The 20937-nt window shown below is 45.6% G+C and carries 17 protein-coding genes; 5 read left to right on the top strand and 12 right to left on the bottom strand.

Going from position 1 to position 20937, the window contains the following annotated elements; translation table 11 throughout:
* The first annotated feature begins 91 nt into the window (after positions 1–91).
* Positions 92–1537 carry an N-acetylglucosamine-specific PTS transporter subunit IIBC gene (nagE, locus tag AB4558_RS04470; protein ID WP_017064077.1) on the top strand — a complete coding sequence of 482 codons (1446 nt, stop codon included), beginning with the start codon at positions 92–94 and terminating at the stop codon, positions 1535–1537.
* Positions 1538–1661: 124 nt separating this feature from the next.
* Here nagE and menE read toward each other — a convergent pair whose 3' ends face one another.
* The 6 genes from menE to AB4558_RS04440 all read right to left on the bottom strand — a co-directional run bounded on the left by menE (position 1662) and on the right by AB4558_RS04440 (position 9053).
* Positions 1662–3098: an o-succinylbenzoate--CoA ligase gene (menE, locus tag AB4558_RS04465; RefSeq protein WP_372072994.1), complete on the bottom strand. Its 1437-nt coding sequence runs from the start codon at positions 3096–3098 to the stop codon at positions 1662–1664.
* A 64-nt stretch (positions 3099–3162) separates the two neighbouring features.
* Entirely contained in the window at positions 3163–4170 is a 1008-nt protein-coding gene (gene menC / locus AB4558_RS04460; RefSeq protein WP_372072996.1) for an o-succinylbenzoate synthase, read from the bottom strand.
* Between the two features lie 75 nt (positions 4171–4245).
* On the bottom strand, positions 4246–5112 hold the full coding sequence (menB, locus tag AB4558_RS04455; RefSeq protein ID WP_010439547.1) for a 1,4-dihydroxy-2-naphthoyl-CoA synthase: 867 nt from the start codon (positions 5110–5112) through the stop codon (positions 4246–4248).
* 102 nt (positions 5113–5214) lie between these two features.
* Positions 5215–6015, bottom strand: a complete 801-nt coding sequence (menH, locus tag AB4558_RS04450; RefSeq protein WP_132743519.1) for a 2-succinyl-6-hydroxy-2,4-cyclohexadiene-1-carboxylate synthase — start codon at positions 6013–6015, stop codon at positions 5215–5217.
* Between the two features lie 9 nt (positions 6016–6024).
* Complete coding sequence (menD, locus tag AB4558_RS04445; protein WP_372158192.1) at positions 6025–7749, bottom strand: 2-succinyl-5-enolpyruvyl-6-hydroxy-3-cyclohexene-1-carboxylic-acid synthase; 1725 nt, start codon at positions 7747–7749, stop codon at positions 6025–6027.
* A complete protein-coding gene (locus tag AB4558_RS04440; protein ID WP_065583685.1) occupies positions 7746–9053 on the bottom strand; it encodes an isochorismate synthase MenF in 1308 nt (435 codons plus the stop codon). The genes menD and AB4558_RS04440 overlap by 4 nt, the downstream gene beginning before the upstream one ends.
* A 296-nt stretch (positions 9054–9349) precedes the next feature.
* On the opposite strand from AB4558_RS04440, the gene AB4558_RS04435 reads away from it, so the two are divergent.
* The 3 genes from AB4558_RS04435 (at position 9350) to AB4558_RS04425 (ending at position 12910) form a co-directional block, all read left to right on the top strand.
* Positions 9350–10582 carry a pyridoxal phosphate-dependent aminotransferase gene (locus AB4558_RS04435; protein ID WP_017060166.1) on the top strand — a complete coding sequence of 411 codons (1233 nt, stop codon included), beginning with the start codon at positions 9350–9352 and terminating at the stop codon, positions 10580–10582.
* 344 nt (positions 10583–10926) lie between these two features.
* Positions 10927–11511 carry a 5'-deoxynucleotidase gene (gene yfbR / locus AB4558_RS04430; protein ID WP_017060613.1) on the top strand — a complete coding sequence of 195 codons (585 nt, stop codon included), beginning with the start codon at positions 10927–10929 and terminating at the stop codon, positions 11509–11511.
* A 55-nt stretch (positions 11512–11566) separates the two neighbouring features.
* Complete coding sequence (locus tag AB4558_RS04425; RefSeq protein ID WP_017060614.1) at positions 11567–12910, top strand: anti-phage deoxyguanosine triphosphatase; 1344 nt, start codon at positions 11567–11569, stop codon at positions 12908–12910.
* A 26-nt stretch (positions 12911–12936) separates the two neighbouring features.
* Here AB4558_RS04425 and AB4558_RS04420 read toward each other — a convergent pair whose 3' ends face one another.
* Positions 12937–13536 carry a tRNA-uridine aminocarboxypropyltransferase gene (locus tag AB4558_RS04420; RefSeq protein ID WP_017060615.1) on the bottom strand — a complete coding sequence of 200 codons (600 nt, stop codon included), beginning with the start codon at positions 13534–13536 and terminating at the stop codon, positions 12937–12939.
* 9 nt (positions 13537–13545) lie between these two features.
* On the opposite strand from AB4558_RS04420, the gene rrtA reads away from it, so the two are divergent.
* Entirely contained in the window at positions 13546–14094 is a 549-nt protein-coding gene (rrtA, locus tag AB4558_RS04415) for a rhombosortase (protein ID WP_017060616.1), read from the top strand.
* On the opposite strand, the gene AB4558_RS04410 is transcribed toward rrtA, so the two are convergent.
* The 5 genes from AB4558_RS04410 to clpX all read right to left on the bottom strand — a co-directional run bounded on the left by AB4558_RS04410 (position 14085) and on the right by clpX (position 20919).
* On the bottom strand, positions 14085–14384 hold the full coding sequence (locus tag AB4558_RS04410; protein WP_017060617.1) for a helix-hairpin-helix domain-containing protein: 300 nt from the start codon (positions 14382–14384) through the stop codon (positions 14085–14087). The two genes, rrtA and AB4558_RS04410, sit on opposite strands and share 10 nt — an antisense overlap.
* Positions 14385–14608: 224 nt before the next feature.
* Positions 14609–16474: a peptidylprolyl isomerase gene (gene ppiD / locus AB4558_RS04405; RefSeq protein WP_372073000.1), complete on the bottom strand. Its 1866-nt coding sequence runs from the start codon at positions 16472–16474 to the stop codon at positions 14609–14611.
* A 218-nt stretch (positions 16475–16692) separates the two neighbouring features.
* Complete coding sequence (locus AB4558_RS04400) at positions 16693–16986, bottom strand: HU family DNA-binding protein (protein WP_012604504.1); 294 nt, start codon at positions 16984–16986, stop codon at positions 16693–16695.
* A gap of 168 nt (positions 16987–17154) precedes the next feature.
* Entirely contained in the window at positions 17155–19506 is a 2352-nt protein-coding gene (gene lon / locus AB4558_RS04395; protein ID WP_017060619.1) for an endopeptidase La, read from the bottom strand.
* A gap of 132 nt (positions 19507–19638) precedes the next feature.
* Entirely contained in the window at positions 19639–20919 is a 1281-nt protein-coding gene (gene clpX, locus AB4558_RS04390; RefSeq protein WP_009847283.1) for an ATP-dependent protease ATP-binding subunit ClpX, read from the bottom strand.
* Between the last annotated feature and the right edge of the window lie 18 nt (positions 20920–20937).

Below are 20937 nucleotides of genomic sequence, written 5' to 3'. Positions count from 1 at the left end.
TCGATCAATATTTGACTCCATACGTTGACGAGCAGAAACATTAAAAAAATTAATTACAAACTTAGGGGCACATATGAATATACTCGGGTATATGCAAAAAGTAGGTAAGGCATTGATGGTTCCCGTAGCCACACTGCCAGCTGCAGCAATCCTTATGGGGATCGGCTATTGGTTGGATCCTGTTGGTTGGGGTTCTGAAAGTATCTTAGCCGCATTCTTGATCAAATCTGGTGGCGCGATCATCGACAACATGGCGGTTCTATTCGCGGTGGGTGTCGCATTTGGTTTGAGCCGTGATAAGAATGGTTCTGCGGCACTGTCTGGCTTTGTGATGTTCCTCGTCGTCACCACGCTACTTGCTCCGGGCTCTGTTGCTCAGTTAATGGATGTTGAACTCAGTGAAGTGCCTGCGGCATTTGGCAAAATCAGCAACCAATTCGTAGGTATCATTGTGGGTATCATCTCTGCTGAGATCTACAACCGCTACTCAACGGTTGAACTTCCTCAAGCTCTAGCGTTCTTCAGCGGTAAGCGTTTGGTTCCTATCCTGACCTCAATCGCAGGTATGGCTCTCTCTTTTGCTCTACTTTACATCTGGCCAGCTGTTTACGACGCTCTGATCGTTCTGGGTATTAAACTAGAAAGCATGGGTGCGGTGGGTGCTGGTCTGTTTGGTTTCTTCAACCGTTTGTTCCTATCAGTAGGTATGCACCACGCTCTTTACCCTGTGTTCTGGTTCGACGTTGTTGGTATTAACGACATTCCAAACTTCTTAGGCGGCGCGCAATCTATCGCTAACGGTACGGGTATTCCAGGTAAAACTGGCATGTACCAAGCGGGCTTCTTCCCTATCATGATGTTTGGCCTACCAGCAGCAGCATTGGCGATGTATCACTGTTCTGATGCGAAAAACAAAAACCAAGTATTCGCAATCATGCTTGCGGCAGCTATGGCTTCATTCTTCACGGGTATCACAGAGCCACTAGAATTCAGCTTCATGTTCCTAGCACCCGTGTTGTTCCTACTGCACGCAGTATTAACAGGCCTATCGCTTTACATTGCAGCAAGCATGGAATGGATGGCAGGCTTCGGCTTCTCTGCTGGTTTCGTTGACCTAGTACTATCAAGCCAAAACCCACTCGCGGTTAACTGGTACATGCTACTGGTTCAAGGTGTGGTGTTCTTCGCGCTTTACTACGGTATTTTCCGCTTCGCTATCATCAAGTTCAACCTACGTACTCCAGGTCGTGGTGAAGAGATGGAAGCAGAAAAAGAAACTGAAACGCCAGAAGCATTGGCTAACCTAACCAACAGCTACATTGAAGCGGTTGGCGGTGCAGACAACATTCTAGAAGTCGATAACTGTATTACTCGTCTACGCTTAACTGTGAAAGACTCAGGTGCAGCAGACAGCGAGAAACTGAAGAAACTCGGTGCGGCAGGTGTGGTACCGGTTGGGAAAGGTGGTCTACAAGTTATCATTGGTCTAGGTAAGGTAGATAAAGTCGCTGAACAAATGAAGAAGGCACTCGCTTAACGCCAAATCTTGAATGACACGATAAATAATTAGAATTTGTGACGGCTTCACCACCGTCACAACCCCCTGAAGCGCAATTACGACTAGTCACCGTGTATTGCGCTTCATTTTATTGCTCTTCGCTCTATTTAGAACGGGTCTGCTGTAACCACTGCGCCAATCCAGCGCGCGAAACCTTAATACCATGTTGTTCCTGCTGAGGCATTCGATAATACTCAATAGGAAATTTGAACCGTTCAAGACGACCAGTTAACTGCTCGATAAACCACTCTTTGGTTGGCAACTCAGCACAATCGACAATCGCTGCAGGTCGAAATCCGAACTCATCATCTTCAATGGGAACAATAAAAGCCTGATTAACCTCAGACAATTGATTGAGTACTCGCTCAATTTCTTCGCAATGAATGTTCTCACCACCAGAAATAAACTGGTTGTCGGCACGGCCAATAATCAACACTTGTTCGCCAAGCCACTCACCAAGATCTTTGCTATCAAACCAACCGCTCTTATCAACTAATGGCGTTAAGTTACCTTGATAGTAATACCCGGACGCGAGCGTCTCGCCACCAATAAAGATACGTTGTTCTTCAATTTTTAGCTGGCGATGGTTAAGGACAAAACCGGCGGTGCTGTCGGCATCAACGGGCTTCGCAGTCACGGTTGAAGCCGCTTCAGTCATGCCGTATCCAAGCCATGTTTCGATGCCCATTTGTTGAGCTTCGAGCCCAAGTGCTTCTGGTATATGACTACCACCCAAAAGTACATGCGTTAAAGTAAGTGCTTGCTTACTCTTTAACAATCGATGTAGTTGAGTAGCGACCAATGAAGCATGACTGCATTCTTCTATATCGGTTTCAAGCTGACCTGTGCCTATTTTGATGCAACCACCAGCCGCCAACCAACGATGAACTATCGCCAGCCCCGACACATGGTACATAGGTAAACTCAGTAACCACGTGTCACCTTGTTGATAACGAAACACCTCAAGCAGCCCTGACGCAGAGCATAGGTGCTGCTCAAGTGTATGAGCGACCGCTTTTGGGTTTCCGGTAGAACCTGAAGTGAATACGATGCTCGCTAGATTTTGCGGATTGAAATTGGATTCTTGAGGTGTCGTTATCTGCTCATCATCACCATCAAACTTCAGTTCACTTAGGCAAGGCAAGGTCACCAACTGAGTATTCAAATCGGCAGTCTCTGATTGCTCTATTCCGCTATTGCCCAAGAGCCAAAGGTAGCTCTGTTGATCTGCTTGATATAAGGAATCGAGCTTTTGCTTCAGGCGTAAACTAGGCTGAGGCATCGTAAACGCACAAACCACACCCAAATTGAGTGCGGCAAGATAAACAGGGATCACTTCAGCTTGATTCTTACCAACAATCGTCAGTACATCACCTTCAGATAGGCCTTGATGAGATAGCTGTTGTTGGTACTCACTAACCAACACAAACACTTGCTGCCAAGTATAAGTGCGGTGAGTGGTCACTAACGCTGGTTGAAGTGGGTTTTGCTGCGCCCACTTTACCCAGAGCGGGGGATGATTAGATTGTGGGCGCATCATATGATAACCAAAAATAGATTAAGAACTTGTTAAGCTAACTAAATAGCCATTCAAATAGCTCGGTCTAAGAAGACCAAATCAATTGTTGCTTTTCAAGCGTAGAGACAGGCAACTGACAGCCCGGCCAAGAAACCTCTAGCTGCTGCTTGAACAAGCCAATCGTATCCAACCCCGGCACTTCATTTGGCAAATATTGCTGCGCCAGACGAGCAATCTGAGTCAGACCTAGGCTCGACTCAATGCTTGAGCTCAATACAGGTTTCATTCCAAGCTTCTGTGCTCGCTCAATGATTGCCACGCAACGCTCGACAGAACCAATAAGAGTTGGCTTGATCACGACTGCTTTAACACCAGTAAGGTCGCTAAGATCAAATTCCGGGCTGCGCACCGCTTCTTGCAGTGTCTCGTCCCACGCAATCGCCACACCATGGTCAATGGCAAAGGCCAAACTGTCTTCTGGCTTTTGGCAAGGCTCTTCGATAAAGCTTATACGCTGGCGCATTGACGGCGAAATGTATTTAATGAATTGCTTCGCTTTCTCTGGCTTCCACGCACGGTTGGCATCAAGTCTTAGAATCAAATCAGGGATCGACTCAAGGAATAAGCTAACCAACATGCCATCGCGAATCGCTTCGTAGAGGCCGACTTTCACTTTCGCGACCTTCTCGCCTACCATCTCATTCAATACAGGAATCAGTTCATCTGGATCGCCTGTACACAAAGGCGCCGCTTGGTAGTTACCTTCAGCGTTGAGTTCGCCTCGTAATTCCATCATCGCCATCGAAAAACCGAAGGCAACAGAAGGATATAACTCATCAAAAGGCGTTTGAGGGTTATTGTGGCTCCAAAGCTCTAATTCGTGTTGCAGCTGAATGCCAGCTTGTTCGGCATCTTCTTGGCTAAAACCTGGCAAAGGCGCAACTTCGCCAAAACCAGTTTTACCATCACACTCAAGTTGGATGATATAGCCAACGCGTTCGTTCAACTTATTGTCACGAAGAATCACACCACTATCCATAGGTAATTGATAACGGTAGAGTTTAGCGTGACGTTTAGAATTCACTGAGTTCATAAAGTTTCCTAAAAAACGGGGAACATCAAAACAAAACGAGCCGCTATTAGCGACTCATTTTAAAGAAGATAAAGACTATGGGTTACGCGGAAATTTGTCGAAATCAGGTCGACGCTTCTCGTTAAATGCGTTTCGGCCTTCTTGACCTTCTTCTGTCATGTAGAACATCATGGTTGCGTTACCCGCCAACTCTTGAAGACCAGCTTGGCCGTCACAGTCTGCGTTTAGTGCGGCTTTCAAGCAACGCAGCGCCATTGGGCTGTGTTGAAGAACCTCACGACACCAACGAACCGTTTCTTTTTCTAGGTCAGCAACAGGCACGACTGTGTTTACTAGACCCATGTCCAATGCTTCTTGAGCATCGTAGAAACGACACAAGAACCAGATTTCACGTGCTTTCTTTTGGCCAACGATACGAGCCATGTAAGAAGCACCCCAACCGCCATCGAATGAACCTACTTTAGGGCCGGTCTGACCAAACTGAGCGTTTTCAGCTGCAATGGTAAGGTCTGCCATCATGTGAAGTACATGACCGCCACCGACTGCCCAACCCGATACCGCTGCGATAACCGGTTTTGGACAAGTTCGAATTTGACGTTGGAAATCAAGCACGTTCAGGTGATGTGTACCTGAATCATCTTGATAACCGCCGTAGTCACCACGGATACTTTGGTCACCACCAGAACAGAACGCCTTCTCACCAAGACCCGTCAAAATGATTACGCCAACCTTCTCGTCATAACGAGCATCAGCCAGTGCATTGATCATCTCTTTTACGGTTTGTGGACGGAACGCATTGTGGACTTGAGGACGAGCAATCGTGATTTTCGCAATACCGTCGTCAGACTTGTGGTACTGAATATCTTCAAATTGACTGCTTTCATCGCGCCAGTTAACTGCTGCGTAAAGTTCTTCTTCTGTGATGCCTACTGTTTTAGCCATGGTGATTCCCATTGTTCTATTAGAGACCACGACTAACGAATAGTCGTGACGGTGTTGCTCTGCTTTTGATAGTGCTTGATACGAGAGAACCGCTCAGTCAGTTTAACGACGACTGGCGATACATTGGATGATCAGGTTAGAAAACAACTCTGGTTGCTCGAAATGAACATTATGACCAGCGTAATCCACCTGACTATATTCAAAGCCACTATTCTCAGCTAGCTCCATGAATTTACGGTCTTTTTCTCCACACACATAATGCAATAAGTGCTCATGAGATTTCAATGTGGCACGTAAATCCGGTTGCTTAGCTAACGAAGTAGATAACAACATATTTGCTACGGATACTCCAAGGTTACCACTACGCTTTATGACCAAAGTTTGTCTTTGCTCATGATTTAGTGAAGAAAAGACGCTTTGTTGATACCAATCGTCTAAAACATCTTCAATCGACTGCTGTGCAAAGCGAACAGCCCACTGCGTATCATGTACTAACCTTTGTGCTCTTTCTTCATCACATTCCAAACCAAAGTTGCCACCTTCAATGATGACTTTCTCTAGGTTAAGCGTCTCGAAGCAAGGGCTTGTCACCCCATACATAGCGAGTCTGCCGCCCATAGAATATCCGATCACCACGATAGGGTAATCAGCAGGAAGATCGTTGAGCGCCAGTTGAGATGTGATGCACTGGACAATTTTCTTGCAGCAATGATCAAACCCTACCGGATCGATAAAGCGACTTTGTCCGTGTCCGGGTAAATCTATGCAAAGGAGAGGAAAACCCTCTAGGAATGGATGACATGCACTCCAATCATCCCCGCTCCCGAGTAAACCATGTAAGAAAACAAGCAAAGGTTTGTCAGAAGAATCTTGTACAGCTGGGTAATAATCGGAGTAAAGCATGTAAAGTCCTTAGGCTAATGCCTCGGTGAGCATTGAACTGAATTGTTTCAGCAAAGTAGACGCTTGTTCGGGAGGCGTCTTAACTTCCACGAGCAAGGTACCCTGACCCTGTTCGAAATGTTGTTCGATAATGGTTTGATAGCAATTCAAGGTTTCTGGCGCAGCGTATCCCAACTGGAATTGCGCAGCAGCGTGTTCAAAACTGAAACCATGAGGCATTTGATAAAGTGACTGTTTCTGCTGCTCTGGCACCGGCAATAAATCAAAGATCGCACCACCATCATTGTTGGTCACAACAATAACCATCGGCGTTAAATTATGAGTCAGCAGAGCCAGTGAGTTGATATCGTAAAGCAAAGAAGTATCGCCAATCAACATCAATAAAGGATTCTGGTTAGCTTTCACCACGCCCGCAGCCGTCGCCACCAAGCCATCAATGCCCGATGCACCACGATTGCTGTAAACTCGATTCGCAGATATTGACGACAACATATCCACCAGCCTTACCATCAAGCTGTTTCCCACAAACAACTCTCTGTCTTTAAGTCTAGACGACAAGTCAACCGCAACACTCAACTCTGTCAGTTGGTCATTATTGGATATTTGTGCGAGTGCGAGTTGCTGAACGGTATTTGCGACCTCGATTAAAGGCGTCGCCCAACCAGAGTGTTTGCCTAACAATGTTGGCAGATGTTGATCGGTTATCCATGACTCAATATTGGCAACAATATGAGTTTGAGGTAGATGATCTTGATTTATACGGTGCGCATCAGGTGAAACCACTACATATTGCGTGGAATCGAACGAAGCCGCTTGTGACTTAATCCATTGGTTTAGTCGTTTAGATACGATGCGCTCACCAAACTGGATAATAAAATCACACTGACTAAGCTGTGCTTTGGCTGCGTCACTTTGTATCCATAAATCATAGTGTTTCCAGTCACTACTGACACCCGATTGAGGGTCACAGAATACTGGCCAGCCCAAAGCTGTCGCAAACTGCTTGGCTTTAATTGCGGCTTCATTCTCGATAGAACCAATAATCACTGCGCCTTTACGAGCGACATAATCACTTGCTGAGACAGGCTGAGCGATTAAATGACTGGGCAAATAAGTGTTCGAGTAAAGGCAGGTTGAAGCTCTCCAAGCTGCCACGCTCTTTGTATAATCCGCATACATCTCGGCGCTATTAGCGGAATAAAGCGGTTCTGGGAACGGACAGTTGATATGAATAGCCCCACCGACGCTGCGCTGTTTCGCCAGTGCGTTATCAACCGACGTCAAAAGCCAATTCAAAGAAACTTGTGTCGTTGGACTTGGAAGGTTTAGTGCCGTTTCAACGTGAGACGAAAAGATACCCTGCTGCTGAATCGCTTGATTGGCACCACAGTCGACCAAGTCGATGGGCCTATCAGAGGTTAGCAAGATCAGCTTCTCTCGGGTCAGCTCAGATTCAGCCGTCGCAGGAAGCAAATTCGCCACAGCGGTTCCTGATGTCACAATCACCGCAACCGGTTTGTTGCTAGCCTTTGCTAAGCCTAAAGCTAAAAACCCAAGACCACGCTCATCAAAGTGCGTGTGTAAGGTTAACTTGGAGTTGGCTTCAGCTTCGAGAGTTAGCGGCGTTGAGCGAGAGCCCGGAGCAACACAAACATGTTCAACGCCATTGCGTGCAAGCTCTTCAAGTAACGTGTGACACCAAACTCTATTTAATACGGCTTGGTCGTGATTCATGACGCGACACCCAATGGAGGGTGATCTGAAATTAAGCTAAGCAGAGTAGACATCTTCTTGTTCAGCTCTTGCCATTCATGTTCGGCAACCGATCCCGGCACGATCCCCGCGCCAGCAAACAGTTGTACTTGATCGTTTACAATCAAGGCGCTTCGAATCGCCACGCAGAATTCCGCTCGCTGATGACTGATATAGCCTACAGAGCCTGCATACCAACCTCGTGCAAACGGTTCGTGTTCAAGAATGAAATCCATCGCCTCTTTACGAGGTAAACCCGCCACCGCAGCAGTTGGCTGTAAGGCAGCAAGCAACTGCACACCATTAACGCCATTGTTGAGCTGAGCATGGATATTGCGCTTCAAATGCTGCACCTTACGCAAGCGCACTAGACGCGCATCCTTTTCAACATGGACCGTTTGAGAATGAGGAGTGAGACGCTCAATGATGTCGTCGACCACATACTGGTTCTCATTGAGGTTTTTGCTGTCTTGAGAAAGCCAGTTGGCCAGTTCCATATCCTCAGTAGCGTTCTCTCCGCGACCAATGGTTCCAGCAAGCGCCTCGGTATCAAGCTCCGTACCATGTCGGCTATATAAGCGCTCTGGTGTCGAGCCAATGAAACTGTGTTTAGAATCCAGCACCAACATAAAGTGGAAACTGTGGTGATTTTGCAGATAGCTGGCTTTAAGTAATTGAGCTGCGCAGATAGGCGCATCGAGTTGCAGTGTGGTTTTACGTGCTAAAACGACTTTTTTGTACTCTTCATCGCTAATGCCTTGCAGCACTTTATCGACAAGGTTGCCCCACTGCTCTCTTTCTGGAACGTGATTGATCTGTTCAATATGGGCAGACAAAGGCGCCAATATCGCGGCTTCTACAGAAAGCTTATTCAAAGCATTAATAGAAGAAACGCGATCAGGGGACAAATTAACCGCCAGCGACCAAGTATTGTCAAAGCGGATCAATTCAACCTGAGGAAGGAAGAAAAACGACTCCATGCAGCGACGGTTCTTTGCGGTGTGCCCATCAAACGAGCGTCCACCCCAGATTCGTTGGTCTTCACCAAGAATAGCGTACGCGGGTGCAGGATCTGAAAACGTATGTAACTGTCCGAGCGCAACAACCTCTTCACGAGTGTCGCGTGACTGCCAGTAGAACTTTGGAAAGAGCGGTTGAGCATGAAGCCATTCTATAAATGCAAACGATGGTTTTTGCGTTAGAACTTCAACACAACGAACTTCGCTTGCTTGGGCATTTTGTACTCGCTCAATCAAAGCGGAGATAGTTTGCTGGAAATGTGACAAATCGACCTCGTTCACATCTAAATTATTATTATATTAGTTTGATACTTTATGGGCAGTACCCACTTAGATCAAGAATGTACTATATCTTTTCAACATTCCTGTGATTTTAAGCGATCCCGCCCCTTTATTCATCTTAGCCAATAACCAAGAAAGCGATTAATTAAAATTTAGAAAAGAGTGACAACAAAAAGGCTAAACGTGACACTGAAATGCGACATTCATCAGATTTTTATTCTATCAAACGCCATTTTGCGGTACTTTAATAAAGTATTTAAATTAATTTCAGGAAATCGGCAATGCAAAATATCGGGATGTCGTCAAAACTCAACAGCGTATGCTACGAAATCAGGGGACCTGTACTAAAACATGCTAAGCGCATGGAAGAAGAAGGGCATAAAATACTGAAGCTTAATATTGGTAACCCCGCCCCATTTGGTTTTGACGCCCCTGATGAAATCCTTGTTGACGTAATCCGTAACCTACCGACATCTCAAGGTTACTGCGACTCAAAAGGCATCTATTCAGCCCGCAAAGCGGTTGTTCAGCACTACCAGAAAAAAGGCCTACGTAACCTTGATGTAGAAGACGTTTACATTGGTAACGGCGCATCAGAGCTTATCGTTATGTCTATGCAAGCGCTACTGGATAATGGTGATGAAATCTTAGTTCCCGCTCCGGATTACCCACTATGGACAGCGTCTGTTGCGCTTTCTGGTGGTACACCGGTTCACTACATGTGTGATGAAGATGCTGATTGGTATCCAGATTTAGACGACATGCGCGCGAAGATCTCACCAAAGACGCGCGGCATCGTTCTTATCAACCCGAACAACCCAACAGGCGCGGTATACAGCCGTGATTTCCTACTGCAAGTGGTTGAGATTGCTCGTGAGCACGGTTTGATCATCTTCGCCGATGAAATCTACGACAAAGTACTTTACGACGGTGCGGTACACACTTCAGTGGCAACGCTTGCTGAAGACGTATTAATGGTCACGTTCAACGGCCTATCTAAAGCTTACCGTGTATGTGGTTTCCGTGGTGGTTGGATGTTCTTAACAGGCCCTAAACACCTAGCGAAAGGCTACGTTGAAGGACTAGAAATGCTGGCCTCAATGCGTTTGTGTGCCAACGTTCCGATGCAACACGCTATCCAAACCGCACTCGGTGGCTATCAGAGTATCAATGAGCTGATTCTTCCAGGCGGTCGACTGCTTGAACAGCGTGACCGTGCATGGGAACTGATCAACAAGATCCCTGGCGTTTCTTGTGTGAAACCGAAAGGTGCAATGTACCTGTTCCCTAAAATCGACACCAACATGTACAACATCAAAGACGATCAGAAGTTTGTACTCGACTTCCTTAAGCAAGAGAAGGTGCTATTGGTTCAAGGTACGGGCTTCAATTGGCCGAAACCGGATCACTTCCGTATCGTGACTCTGCCGCACATCGAAGATCTAGAAATCGCAATTGGTCGTTTAGAGCGCTTCTTACAGACTTACAGCCAAGACGACCTCATCGAAGGTTAATGAGCACAAAGAAAGATGGCTACAATTTGCTGTTTTAAAAGACTTTAACTTGTATTCATTCACTTCTATGCTTAAAAGGCTCCTGTTTAGGAGCCTTTTTTGTATCCGCTGTCTCGTATCCCTGTGCAAACACAAGATACGAGTGGAGTATTGTTTATACCAATCACAGTAAGTAAGTGTTCAGAAATAGCGTAGGGAAAAAGCTTGAGAACAAGGCAGCTATTTTCGACAAGCAGCTTCGATAAGTAGTTATTCTACAATCAAAAATTCTAACATAGTTATCGAGTTTTTTAACAAGCTAGGATGACCAGTTATTTACTACGATTGGTACTATAAGGACATTTATGAAACAGAGCCATTTCTTTGCCCATCTCGCACGCATGAAGCTAATTCAACGCTGGCCTCTGATGCGTTCGGTATCAAGCGAGAACATTTCAGAACATAGCCTACAGGTTGCTTTCGTGGCACACGCCTTGGCACTGATCAAAAACAAGAAGTTTGATGGTCAGCTTAACCCCGAGCACATTGCTCTGCTTGGCATGTACCACGACACCAGTGAGGTACTGACTGGAGATTTGCCAACGCCTGTTAAATACTACAACCCGGATATTGCACAAGAGTATAAGAAGATAGAAGCCGCGGCAGAACAAAGACTGCTTTCGATGTTGCCAGAAGAGTTCAGAGACGACTTCGCCCCCTTCTTAATATCTGGTACTGCGAGTAAAGAAGAGCAAAGCATCGTCAAGCAGGCAGATACTATCTGTGCGTACCTGAAATGCTTGGAAGAGCTCAGTGCGGGCAATCATGAATACGAGCAAGCCAAGCGCCGATTGGAAGAGACACTCGAACAACGCAAAAGCCCAGAAATGGACTACTTTCTCACCACATTCGCACCGAGCTTTGAATTATCACTAGACGAGATAAGCTAGCTGGGTATAAGTTGTTTTTAATTAGCTAAATAAAATCAATTTGATAGGTGCTATTTTGAATTCTCAACTCGAACCACCCTTTGTACTCGAACAAGAATGGCAGCATCGAAATGACGATGAACATAAAATAAGACGGGATGACCACCGCAGCCCGTATCAGCGTGACCGTGCGCGCGTGCTTCACTCTGCTGCTTTCCGTCGCTTACAAGCGAAAACCCAGATCCATGGCACCACGGTCAACGACTTTCACCGAACGCGCCTTACCCACTCTCTTGAGGCCGCTCAGCTTGGCACCGGTATCGTCGCTCAACTGAAGAAAAAGCAGCCCGAATTTCGAGACCTATTACCCTCAGACAGTTTGATTGATTCACTGTGTTTGGCTCACGACATCGGTCATCCACCCTATGGACATGGCGGCGAAGTCGCACTCAACTACATGATGCGCGACCACGGCGGCTTTGAGGGCAACGCTCAAACGTTTCGCATAGTCACACAGCTAGAACCTTACACTGAACATCACGGGATGAACCTATCTAGACGCACTTTGTTAGGTCTAATTAAGTACCCTTCTCTGCTGAGTGAGGTTCAAGCTAAATTGCAGTCTGAACCCGTTAAGCATCAACGACAACTCCGAGCTAAAGATTGGATGCCAGCAAAAGGCATCTACGATCATGATGAAGAGTTGTTTAACTGGGTGCTTGAACCGCTTTCAAGCAGCGACCAACAGCTCCTAAAACAGAAAAGAAAAACGCATACCGAGCCACTTGAGCACAACAAGACCAAATATAAGTCACTGGATTGTTCGATCATGGAACTTGCTGACGACATCGCGTATGGCGTGCACGATTTAGAAGATGCGATTGTGCTTGGCTCTGTGACCAAAGCTCAGTGGGTCGAGTCGGCTTACCCTCAACTGAAAGAGATGGCCGACCCATGGATTTGTGAACACCTAGATTCAATTACAGAGATGCTTTTCTCTGGTGAACAGTATCGTCGAAAGGATGCGATTGGTGGGATAGTCAACGCACTGTTGACCAGTATCTCGATTAAGCGAGTGGAGGCTAACTTTGAGAATGTACTGTTGGCTTACAATGCGGTGCTCGAGCCGAGCATGGACGGCACACTCGATAAGCTGAAACACTTTGTCAGCGAGTTCGTTATTCAAGTGCCACAGGTTCAGGTCATCGAATACAAAGGTCAACAGATCATCATGGATATGTTTGAAGCATTCAGCGCAGATCCTGAACGCTTGCTGCCACTGCCCATCAAGAAGCAATGGCTACAACATCAAGATGAGTCTCGAAAAATGCGCGTGATAGCCGATTACATTTCATCGATGACTGATGATCTTGCGCAGAAAATGCATCAGCAACTGTTCTCAGCTCATACCGAGTTTTAATTCCTGACTCACTTTACTAAAACGGCTTAATCTAAGTAGTTTTTCTCAAACACGCCCGGCGGCATTTGATTGATTTGAAACTGAATCATTTGGTCAAATGCCGTTAGCAAAGGGCTAAAGTCGCCATCACGCTCTAACAAGCTAAGTAAATGATAGCCAGCTTCAACGGTTGAAAGGCTATTTTCACTGGGTGCTTTGCGAATTCGGTAATTACCCTTGAGATCTTTCGGTAAATGAACCGTGTTCAACGCATGCAAGTTACTCGATACTTGCCACATCTTGAATGCTTTCTTCCACGTGCCATCCAATAAAATCACACGCAGCTTCTTATTGGGAGATGTCGCCGACTCAACTGAAACAGAGTTTTCGCTTGGGTATAAAATCACATGTTGATACTGTTCATCGCACAACAATGCGTTGAGTTGTTCGTTGTCTGAAAAGTCTTCGCCAACAAACGTCACGCTGTTATTAAGAGATAACGAGAGAATACGCGCTGTTCCCATCGGACGATGCTCTTCTGATGGGTGCTGAAGAATGATAAGCTCAACATTCGATTCGAGTGGTGTAACCCACTGACAAATACAAGCTTTCAAAGCCTTGCTGCATTGGGGGCAATAACGAGACATGGATTTAATGTGTACCCTGTTTTAATTTTCATTTCACTTTTATGCGTCTTATTCCAATTTGAGCCAATACAAGCTTGGGTCGTTTGGGATAGCAATGCGATTGCCGATGGGCAATGGTGGCGAATCCTAACAGGAAACTTTTCACATACCAACTACTCGCATCTTCTGATGAATCTAGCAGGCTTGTGGATCATCAGCTACCTGTTTCAACCGAGTAAAAAACAGCTTGTTGTTGCTTTGCTTGTGATCAGTTTAGTGACTGGCGTCGCTCTGTTGTTTTCAAGTATTCAGATCTACGTTGGCCTATCGGGCACTTTGCATGGGTTGTTTGGCTTATTCGCGCTCAGAGAGGCTTTAAACGGCAGGAAGTCTAGTTGGCTGTTAGTATTCGGATTAGTCGCTAAAATCGCTTGGGAGCAGCTTATTGGCCCTTCTAGCACGACTGGTGAACTGATTAATGCTCGTATCGCGATTGAAGCCCACCTAGCAGGTGCATTGGCCGGAGGCTTCATATCTATCGCTTCATTTCTAACAAGTAGAAAAACGGGTCAAAGTTGAATTCTTTCGCGGTTCTTTTCAACCGTCGCTTCACCTATCCCTTTGACACTCACCAAATCATCAGCAGTAGTAAATGCCCCGTTCTGATCTCTGTAATCGACGATTTCTTTGGCTTTCTTGTCACCCACGCCAACCAATAGTGCTGAAAGTTCTTCTGCCGTCGCGGTATTGATGTTGACCGTAATCTCAATGCCTTCGTAAAGCTCAGCCTTGGTTGGGCTGTCTGCAAACACGGCAGGGCTTAAGAGCATCAGAAATGAAAGAATTAGTGTTGAATATATCGTGCGCATAAATAGTTCCTTTGTTCAAAAAACGTAACTTATGCATTTGCCGCGCTAGATAACACAATCACCAGATAAAAATAAAGCGGATCACCTAAGTGACCCGCTTCGTTATACATCTTATTTTCATCAGCTTGTTTGTTGGCTCACAAATCTGAATTAAAGCCTAACAATCACGTGTTGATTTCAGTAGTAAGCTCTAACTTGAGCTTGCTACTGAGGTAATCAAACGCTTACTGACCTTGACCCACTACGTAGTATTCAACGTCTGCGTTTTTACGAAGTACGTTTAATACGTTAGTCAGGTCTTGCTGGTTACCAACTCGCTCCAACTGTGCACCAATTTGAGTGCTGTAGGCTGGGTTGATCTCAGCCGTTACTTTAGAAAGCTCAACAACAACGATATTACCGTCTTGGTCTTTAGATTGACCGAACACAGCTTGACCTGCTTCTGGTTTCGCTAGAGCGAATACAGATGCCGCTAATGGCGAGTTACGGTCAATCGTTTCAAGTTCAGTGAACTCAAGGTTGTTGTCCGCTAGTACTGCTTCATTGCCTTGCTCAAGTTCGTTCACTAGAGAAACACCTAGCTCAACCGCTTGCTGCTCTGCTTGTACAGCAGACAGTGCAGCGACAACTTGATCTTTCACTTCAGCTAGAGGAAGAACTGTCTCATCACGAGTCTCTTCTACACGAACAACAATTACGTGCTCAGGTGCAACTTCGATAACTTCCGAGTTTAGACCGTCTTCTTTCACTTCAGGGCTCAAGATAGCTTGCATAACTGCAGGCGTCATCAGAACTTCTGGAGCGTCAACTTGAGAGATGAAATCTGTCGTTGTGATCTTCGCGTTGATAGCTTCTGCAGAATCATCTAGAGAATCTGGGAATTCAAACGCTACTTTTTCTAGCTCAGTTTGTTGCTCGTAGAACTGATCAACTGCGTGTTGGTCTAGAAGCTCTGTCTTAATCTCTGCCGCTACTTCAGTGTAAGGCTGAGCTTGAGACGCTTTTAGTTCGTCTAGCTTGATGATGTGGTAGCCGAAATCAGATTTAACTAGGCCAGTAGTATCGCCAATATTCTCAAGAGCGAAAGCCGCGTCTTCGAATGCAGGGTCCATAACATCGCGCTCAATCCAACCTAGGTCACCGCCAACGTCTGCACTACCGAAGTCGTCAGATTTCTCTTCCGCTAGCGTAGCAAAATCAGCGCCTGAATTTAGCTCGTCTAGGATTGCCTGAGCTTTCGCTTCGTCATCGCCTTGAACTAGGATGTGGCTAACTTTACGTTGCTCTTCCGTTGAGTACTTGTCTAGGTGCTCTTGGTAGTATTTCTGTGCTTCTTCATCGCTTACTTCAAGCTGAGACTTAAGCGCTTCAGCAGAAAGCTCAATGTAAGATACCTTAGCTTGCTCTGGACGAGTGTAAGCTGCTGGGTTCTCTTGGTAGTACTGTTCGATTTGCTCGTCAGTTAACTCGATGTCTTTTGCAAGGTCAGCAACAGACAGTGTCACTGTGCGAATGTCACGAGTTTGTGCGATAAGCTTGCTCTGAGTATCGATTTCGCCCTGAAGAACGAATTCACTGCCTTGAAGTGCAGTCACAAGCTGGTTGCGCATAAGGTCACGACGCATGTATTCAGCGAAGCTCTCTGCGCTGAAACCTGCACGACGTAGTGCCGATTGGTAAACTTCTTGGTCGAATTGACCCGCCGTTTGGAACTGAGGCATTTCTAGAATCATGGTGCGGATTTGAGAATCACTGATTCGTAGGCCTAGAGACTCAGCTTGCTGCTCAAGCAGTACGTCATTGATCATGCGATCAAGTACTGATTTACGGAAAGACTCTACGTAAGCAGGGTCTGCAAGCATTTGCGCGAAGTAATCGCCAAGTTGAGACTGCATACGATTACGTTCGTTTTGGTAAGCCTGTTCGAACTCACCACGAGCAATTTCTGTGTTGCCAACTTTAGCTGCTGCGTTGTTACCGCCACCGGTGATGTAGCTGCCTACACCTGCGAATACGAATGACAGGATAATCAACCCAAGGATAATTTTTACCGCGATGCTATTCACGCCTTCGCGTAATCGATCCATCATAATTTAAGTGCTCTCCGGATATGAAGCATTGGCTTCAAAATAAAAATCTATTCACGCGATATTATCAGAAAAAGAAATGCGCATCAGTAGGATGCGCATAATTTAAATAAGTTCAATGTGCTTTGTACACATACTGTTTAAGAATGAAACATCATTTTTCAAACAGTAAACGCATTTTACTGCCTTCCCCTCTTAAATGGAGGTTTCAGCAGTGAAAATTAGTTACATGCGTCTTTAAGTGCTTTACCCGCTTTGAAGCCAGGTACTTTAGCTTCTGCGATTTGGATCTCTTCACCAGTTTTTGGGTTACGACCTGTACGAGCAGCACGAGTACGAACACTGAAAGTACCAAAGCCAACAAGTGCAACTTGGTCACCAGATTGTAGCGTTGTGCCAACTGCTTCGATGAATGCGTCTAGAGCGCGGCCAGCTGAAGCTTTAGAGATGTCTGCGTTTTCTGCGATTGATTCTACTAGTTGTGTTTTATTCACTGTTTTTCCCCTATGTGTCATCTGTGACTACTTCTGATGACTGTACGTTCCATTTTGGTTTTAATTTAGCCGCAAGCCTTATTGCAAAAGGGCTGCCGCTTTGATCAATAACTTAGCGTCCAAAAAAAACGCTGACAAGCCTTTTCGGGCCTATCAGCGTAATTCTTTACTTATTTTTGCTATGCATCACTATTTTTTCACGTCAAACTCGACCCCTGACGGATCTCGTTCTAGCGCGACTTTGAGTACTTCATCAATCCACTGAACCGGGATCACCTTCAAGTCAGCGATTACGTTGTCTGGAATCTCTTCCAAATCACGCTCATTGTCTTTAGGGATCAGTACAGTTTTGATGCCGCCACGGTGTGCAGCAAGCAGTTTTTCTTTCAAGCCACCGATAGGTAAAACTTCACCACGAAGGGTAATTTCACCTGTCATACCGACCTCTGCTTTAACCGGGTTACCCGTCAAGCTAGAGACAAGTGCAGTACACATTGCGATACCCGCACTCGGGCCATCTTTCGGTGTAGCACCTTCTGGTACGTGAACGTGAATGTCACGTTTTTCGTAGAAATCTGAGTTGATACCCAGTTTTTCAGCACGAGAACGAACCACTGTCATTGCCGCTTGAATCGACTCTTTCATCACGTCGCCAAGTGAGCCAGTTTGCGTTAGCTTACCTTTGCCCGGCATTGCTTCGGTCTCGATAGTCAGTAGATCACCACCCACTTGAGTCCACGCTAGGCCTGTTACTTGACCGATACGGTTGCTTTCATCCGCTTTACCGAAGTCGTGGCGTTGAACACCTAAGTACTCTTTCAGGTTATCAATGTTAACCGTTACAGACTTAAGATCGCTGTCTAGCAAGATGTTCTTCACTGCTTTACGACAGATCTTTGAGATTTCACGCTCTAGGCTACGTACACCCGCTTCACGCGTGTAGTAACGAATGATGCCGATGATTGCAGAGTCTTCAATCTCAATTTCATGAGGCTTAAGACCGTTGCGTTGAACTTGCTTGTCCAGTAAATGGCTCTTAGCAATGTTCAGCTTCTCATCTTCTGTGTAACCAGATAGACGAATCACTTCCATACGGTCCAGTAGAGGCCCAGGAATGTCCATCGAGTTCGATGTTGCCACGAACATAACATCTGACAGATCGTAATCTACTTCTAGGTAGTGATCGTTAAATGCGTTGTTTTGTTCTGGATCTAGAACTTCTAGAAGTGCTGAAGATGGGTCGCCACGCATATCAGAAGACATCTTATCGATCTCATCTAATAGGAACAGTGGGTTCTTAACACCAACTTTAGACATCTTCTGGATCAGTTTACCCGGAAGTGAACCGATGTACGTACGACGGTGACCACGAATCTCAGCTTCATCACGAACGCCACCAAGTGCCATACGCGTGTACTTACGACCCGTTGCCGCAGCAATCGAACGACCTAGCGAGGTTTTACCTACACCAGGAGGACCAACAAGACAAAGGATTGGGCCTTTTAGCTTGTTGATACGGTTTTGTACTGCCAAGTATTCAAGAATACGTTCTTTAACACGCTCTAAGCCGTAGTGGTCTTCGTTTAAGATCTCTTCCGCTTTCGCTAGATTCTTTTTCACTTTTGAACGCTTAGCCCAAGGAACGCCCACCATCCAATCAATGTAGCTACGTACTACTGTTGCTTCAGCAGACATTGGCGACATCATTTTCAGTTTTTGCAGTTCTTGCTCGGTTTTTTCACGAGCTTCTTGAGGCATCTTAGAGTCTTCGATCTTCTTCTTCAGAGTCTCGAATTCATCAGGAGCGTCGTCCATCTCGCCAAGTTCTTTCTGAATCGCTTTCATTTGCTCATTCAGGTAGTACTCACGCTGAGATTTTTCCATTTGCTTCTTAACGCGGCCACGAATGCGTTTTTCAACTTGCAAGATGTCAATTTCTGACTCCATTTGGCCCATCAAGAATTCCAGACGTTCAGTCACATCTAAGATTTCTAGAACGTGCTGCTTGTCTACCAGTTTAAGTGGCATGTGTGCAGCAATCGTATCAGCAAGGCGAGCTGCCTCATCAATACCGTTCAGAGATGTTAGAACTTCTGGTGGAATCTTTTTGTTCAGCTTAATAAAGCCTTCGAATTGATTGATCGCGCTGCGAACAACCACTTCTTGTTCTTTTTCGTCAAGTTCTGAGGTTACAACGTATTCTGCGTCCGCTAAGAAAAACTCACTTTCTTTGAATTGGTGAATTTTTGCACGCTGCTGACCTTCGACAAGCACTTTAACAGTACCATCAGGGAGCTTTAGTAACTGAAGAATGGTAGCGACAGTTCCTACTTTAAATAGGTCGTCAATTGAAGGCTCATCAGTGTCCGCTTCTTTCTGCGCTACAAGTAGTACTTGTTTGTTAGCTTCCATTGCCGATTCAAGGCAAGTAATCGATTTTTCACGACCAACAAACAATGGAATAACCATGTGTGGGTAAACCACTACATCACGTAGAGGTAGCACGGGGATTTCGATACGCTCGGAACGTTCCAAGTTCATATATTTCTCTCTTCCGCTTTAACTTATAAAGCAGTATATGGGGCTTAAACGACTGGATTCAATGGAAGAATAAAAAAAAGGAGGTAATTGCTTACCTCCTTTTTCAATTTGAGTGACTTGTCTAAAAAAGACCTACTCTGCAACAGCTGCTTGGTTATCTGAGTTGCTGTAAATTAATAGTGGTTCTGACTCACCATTAATTACCGACTCATCAATCACAACCTTGCTTACATCAGTTGAAGATGGCAGTTCGTACATAGTTTCTAGTAGAACACCCTCCAAGATAGAACGTAGACCACGAGCACCTGTTTTACGGTTCATTGCTTTCTTAGCAATGGCACGTAAAGCATCTTCACGGAATTCTAGCTCTGTATCCTCAAGCTCAAATAATGCTGCGTACTGTTTTGTAAGTGCATTCTTTGGCTCACATAGGATTTGGATTAGCGCTTCTTCATCAAGCTCTGTCAGTGTTGTTGTCACAGGTAGACGACCAATGAATTCTGGAATCAGACCATATTTCACTAGATCTTCAGGTTCTACTTGAGTGAACAATTCACCGATAGTTTTGGTTTCATCTTTTGAACGCACTTCTGCGCCAAAGCCGATACCTGAACCTGTTTCTACACGCTGTTCAATCACTTTATCTAGGCCTGCAAACGCACCACCACAGATAAATAAGATCTTAGACGTGTCCACTTGCAAGAACTCTTGCTGTGGATGCTTACGACCACCTTGAGGTGGAACAGAAGCTACTGTACCTTCAACAAGTTTTAGTAGAGCTTGCTGTACACCTTCACCAGACACGTCACGCGTGATTGATGGGTTTTCAGCTTTACGAGAAATCTTGTCGATTTCATCGATGTAAACAATGCCGCGTTCCGCTTTCGCTACGTCGTAATCACATTTCTGAAGCAACTTCTGGATGATGTTTTCAACATCTTCGCCCACGTAACCCGCTTCGGTTAGTGTTGTTGCGTCTGCCATTGTGAAAGGAACGTCTAGGAAACGAGCCAATGTTTCAGCCAGTAGTGTTTTACCACTACCAGTAGGACCGATAAGAAGAATGTTACTCTTACCTAGCTCTACGCCTTCAGCTGTCGTATCACCATTACGTAAACGCTTGTAGTGGTTATAAACTGCAACTGCTAGCACTTTCTTCGCGTATTCTTGACCGATTACATAGTCGTCAAGATGCTCACGAATCTCACGCGGCGTTGGCAGCGATTCCGATTCTTTCTTAGGAAGAACATCTTTAATTTCTTCACGAATAATGTCGTTACAAAGATCGACACATTCATCACAAATGTAAACAGAAGGACCTGCGATTAACTTGCGAACTTCGTGTTGGCTTTTGCCACAGAAAGAGCAGTAAAGCAGTTTACCGCTACCACCCTCTTTGCTTTTATCTGTCATTCGCTAACCTCTTAGCCT

The organism is Vibrio sp. 10N.222.51.C5, assembly GCF_041474575.1.
GTDB lineage: Bacteria > Pseudomonadota > Gammaproteobacteria > Enterobacterales > Vibrionaceae > Vibrio > Vibrio crassostreae_C.
This window is presented reverse-complemented; position numbering and strand designations above follow the sequence as displayed.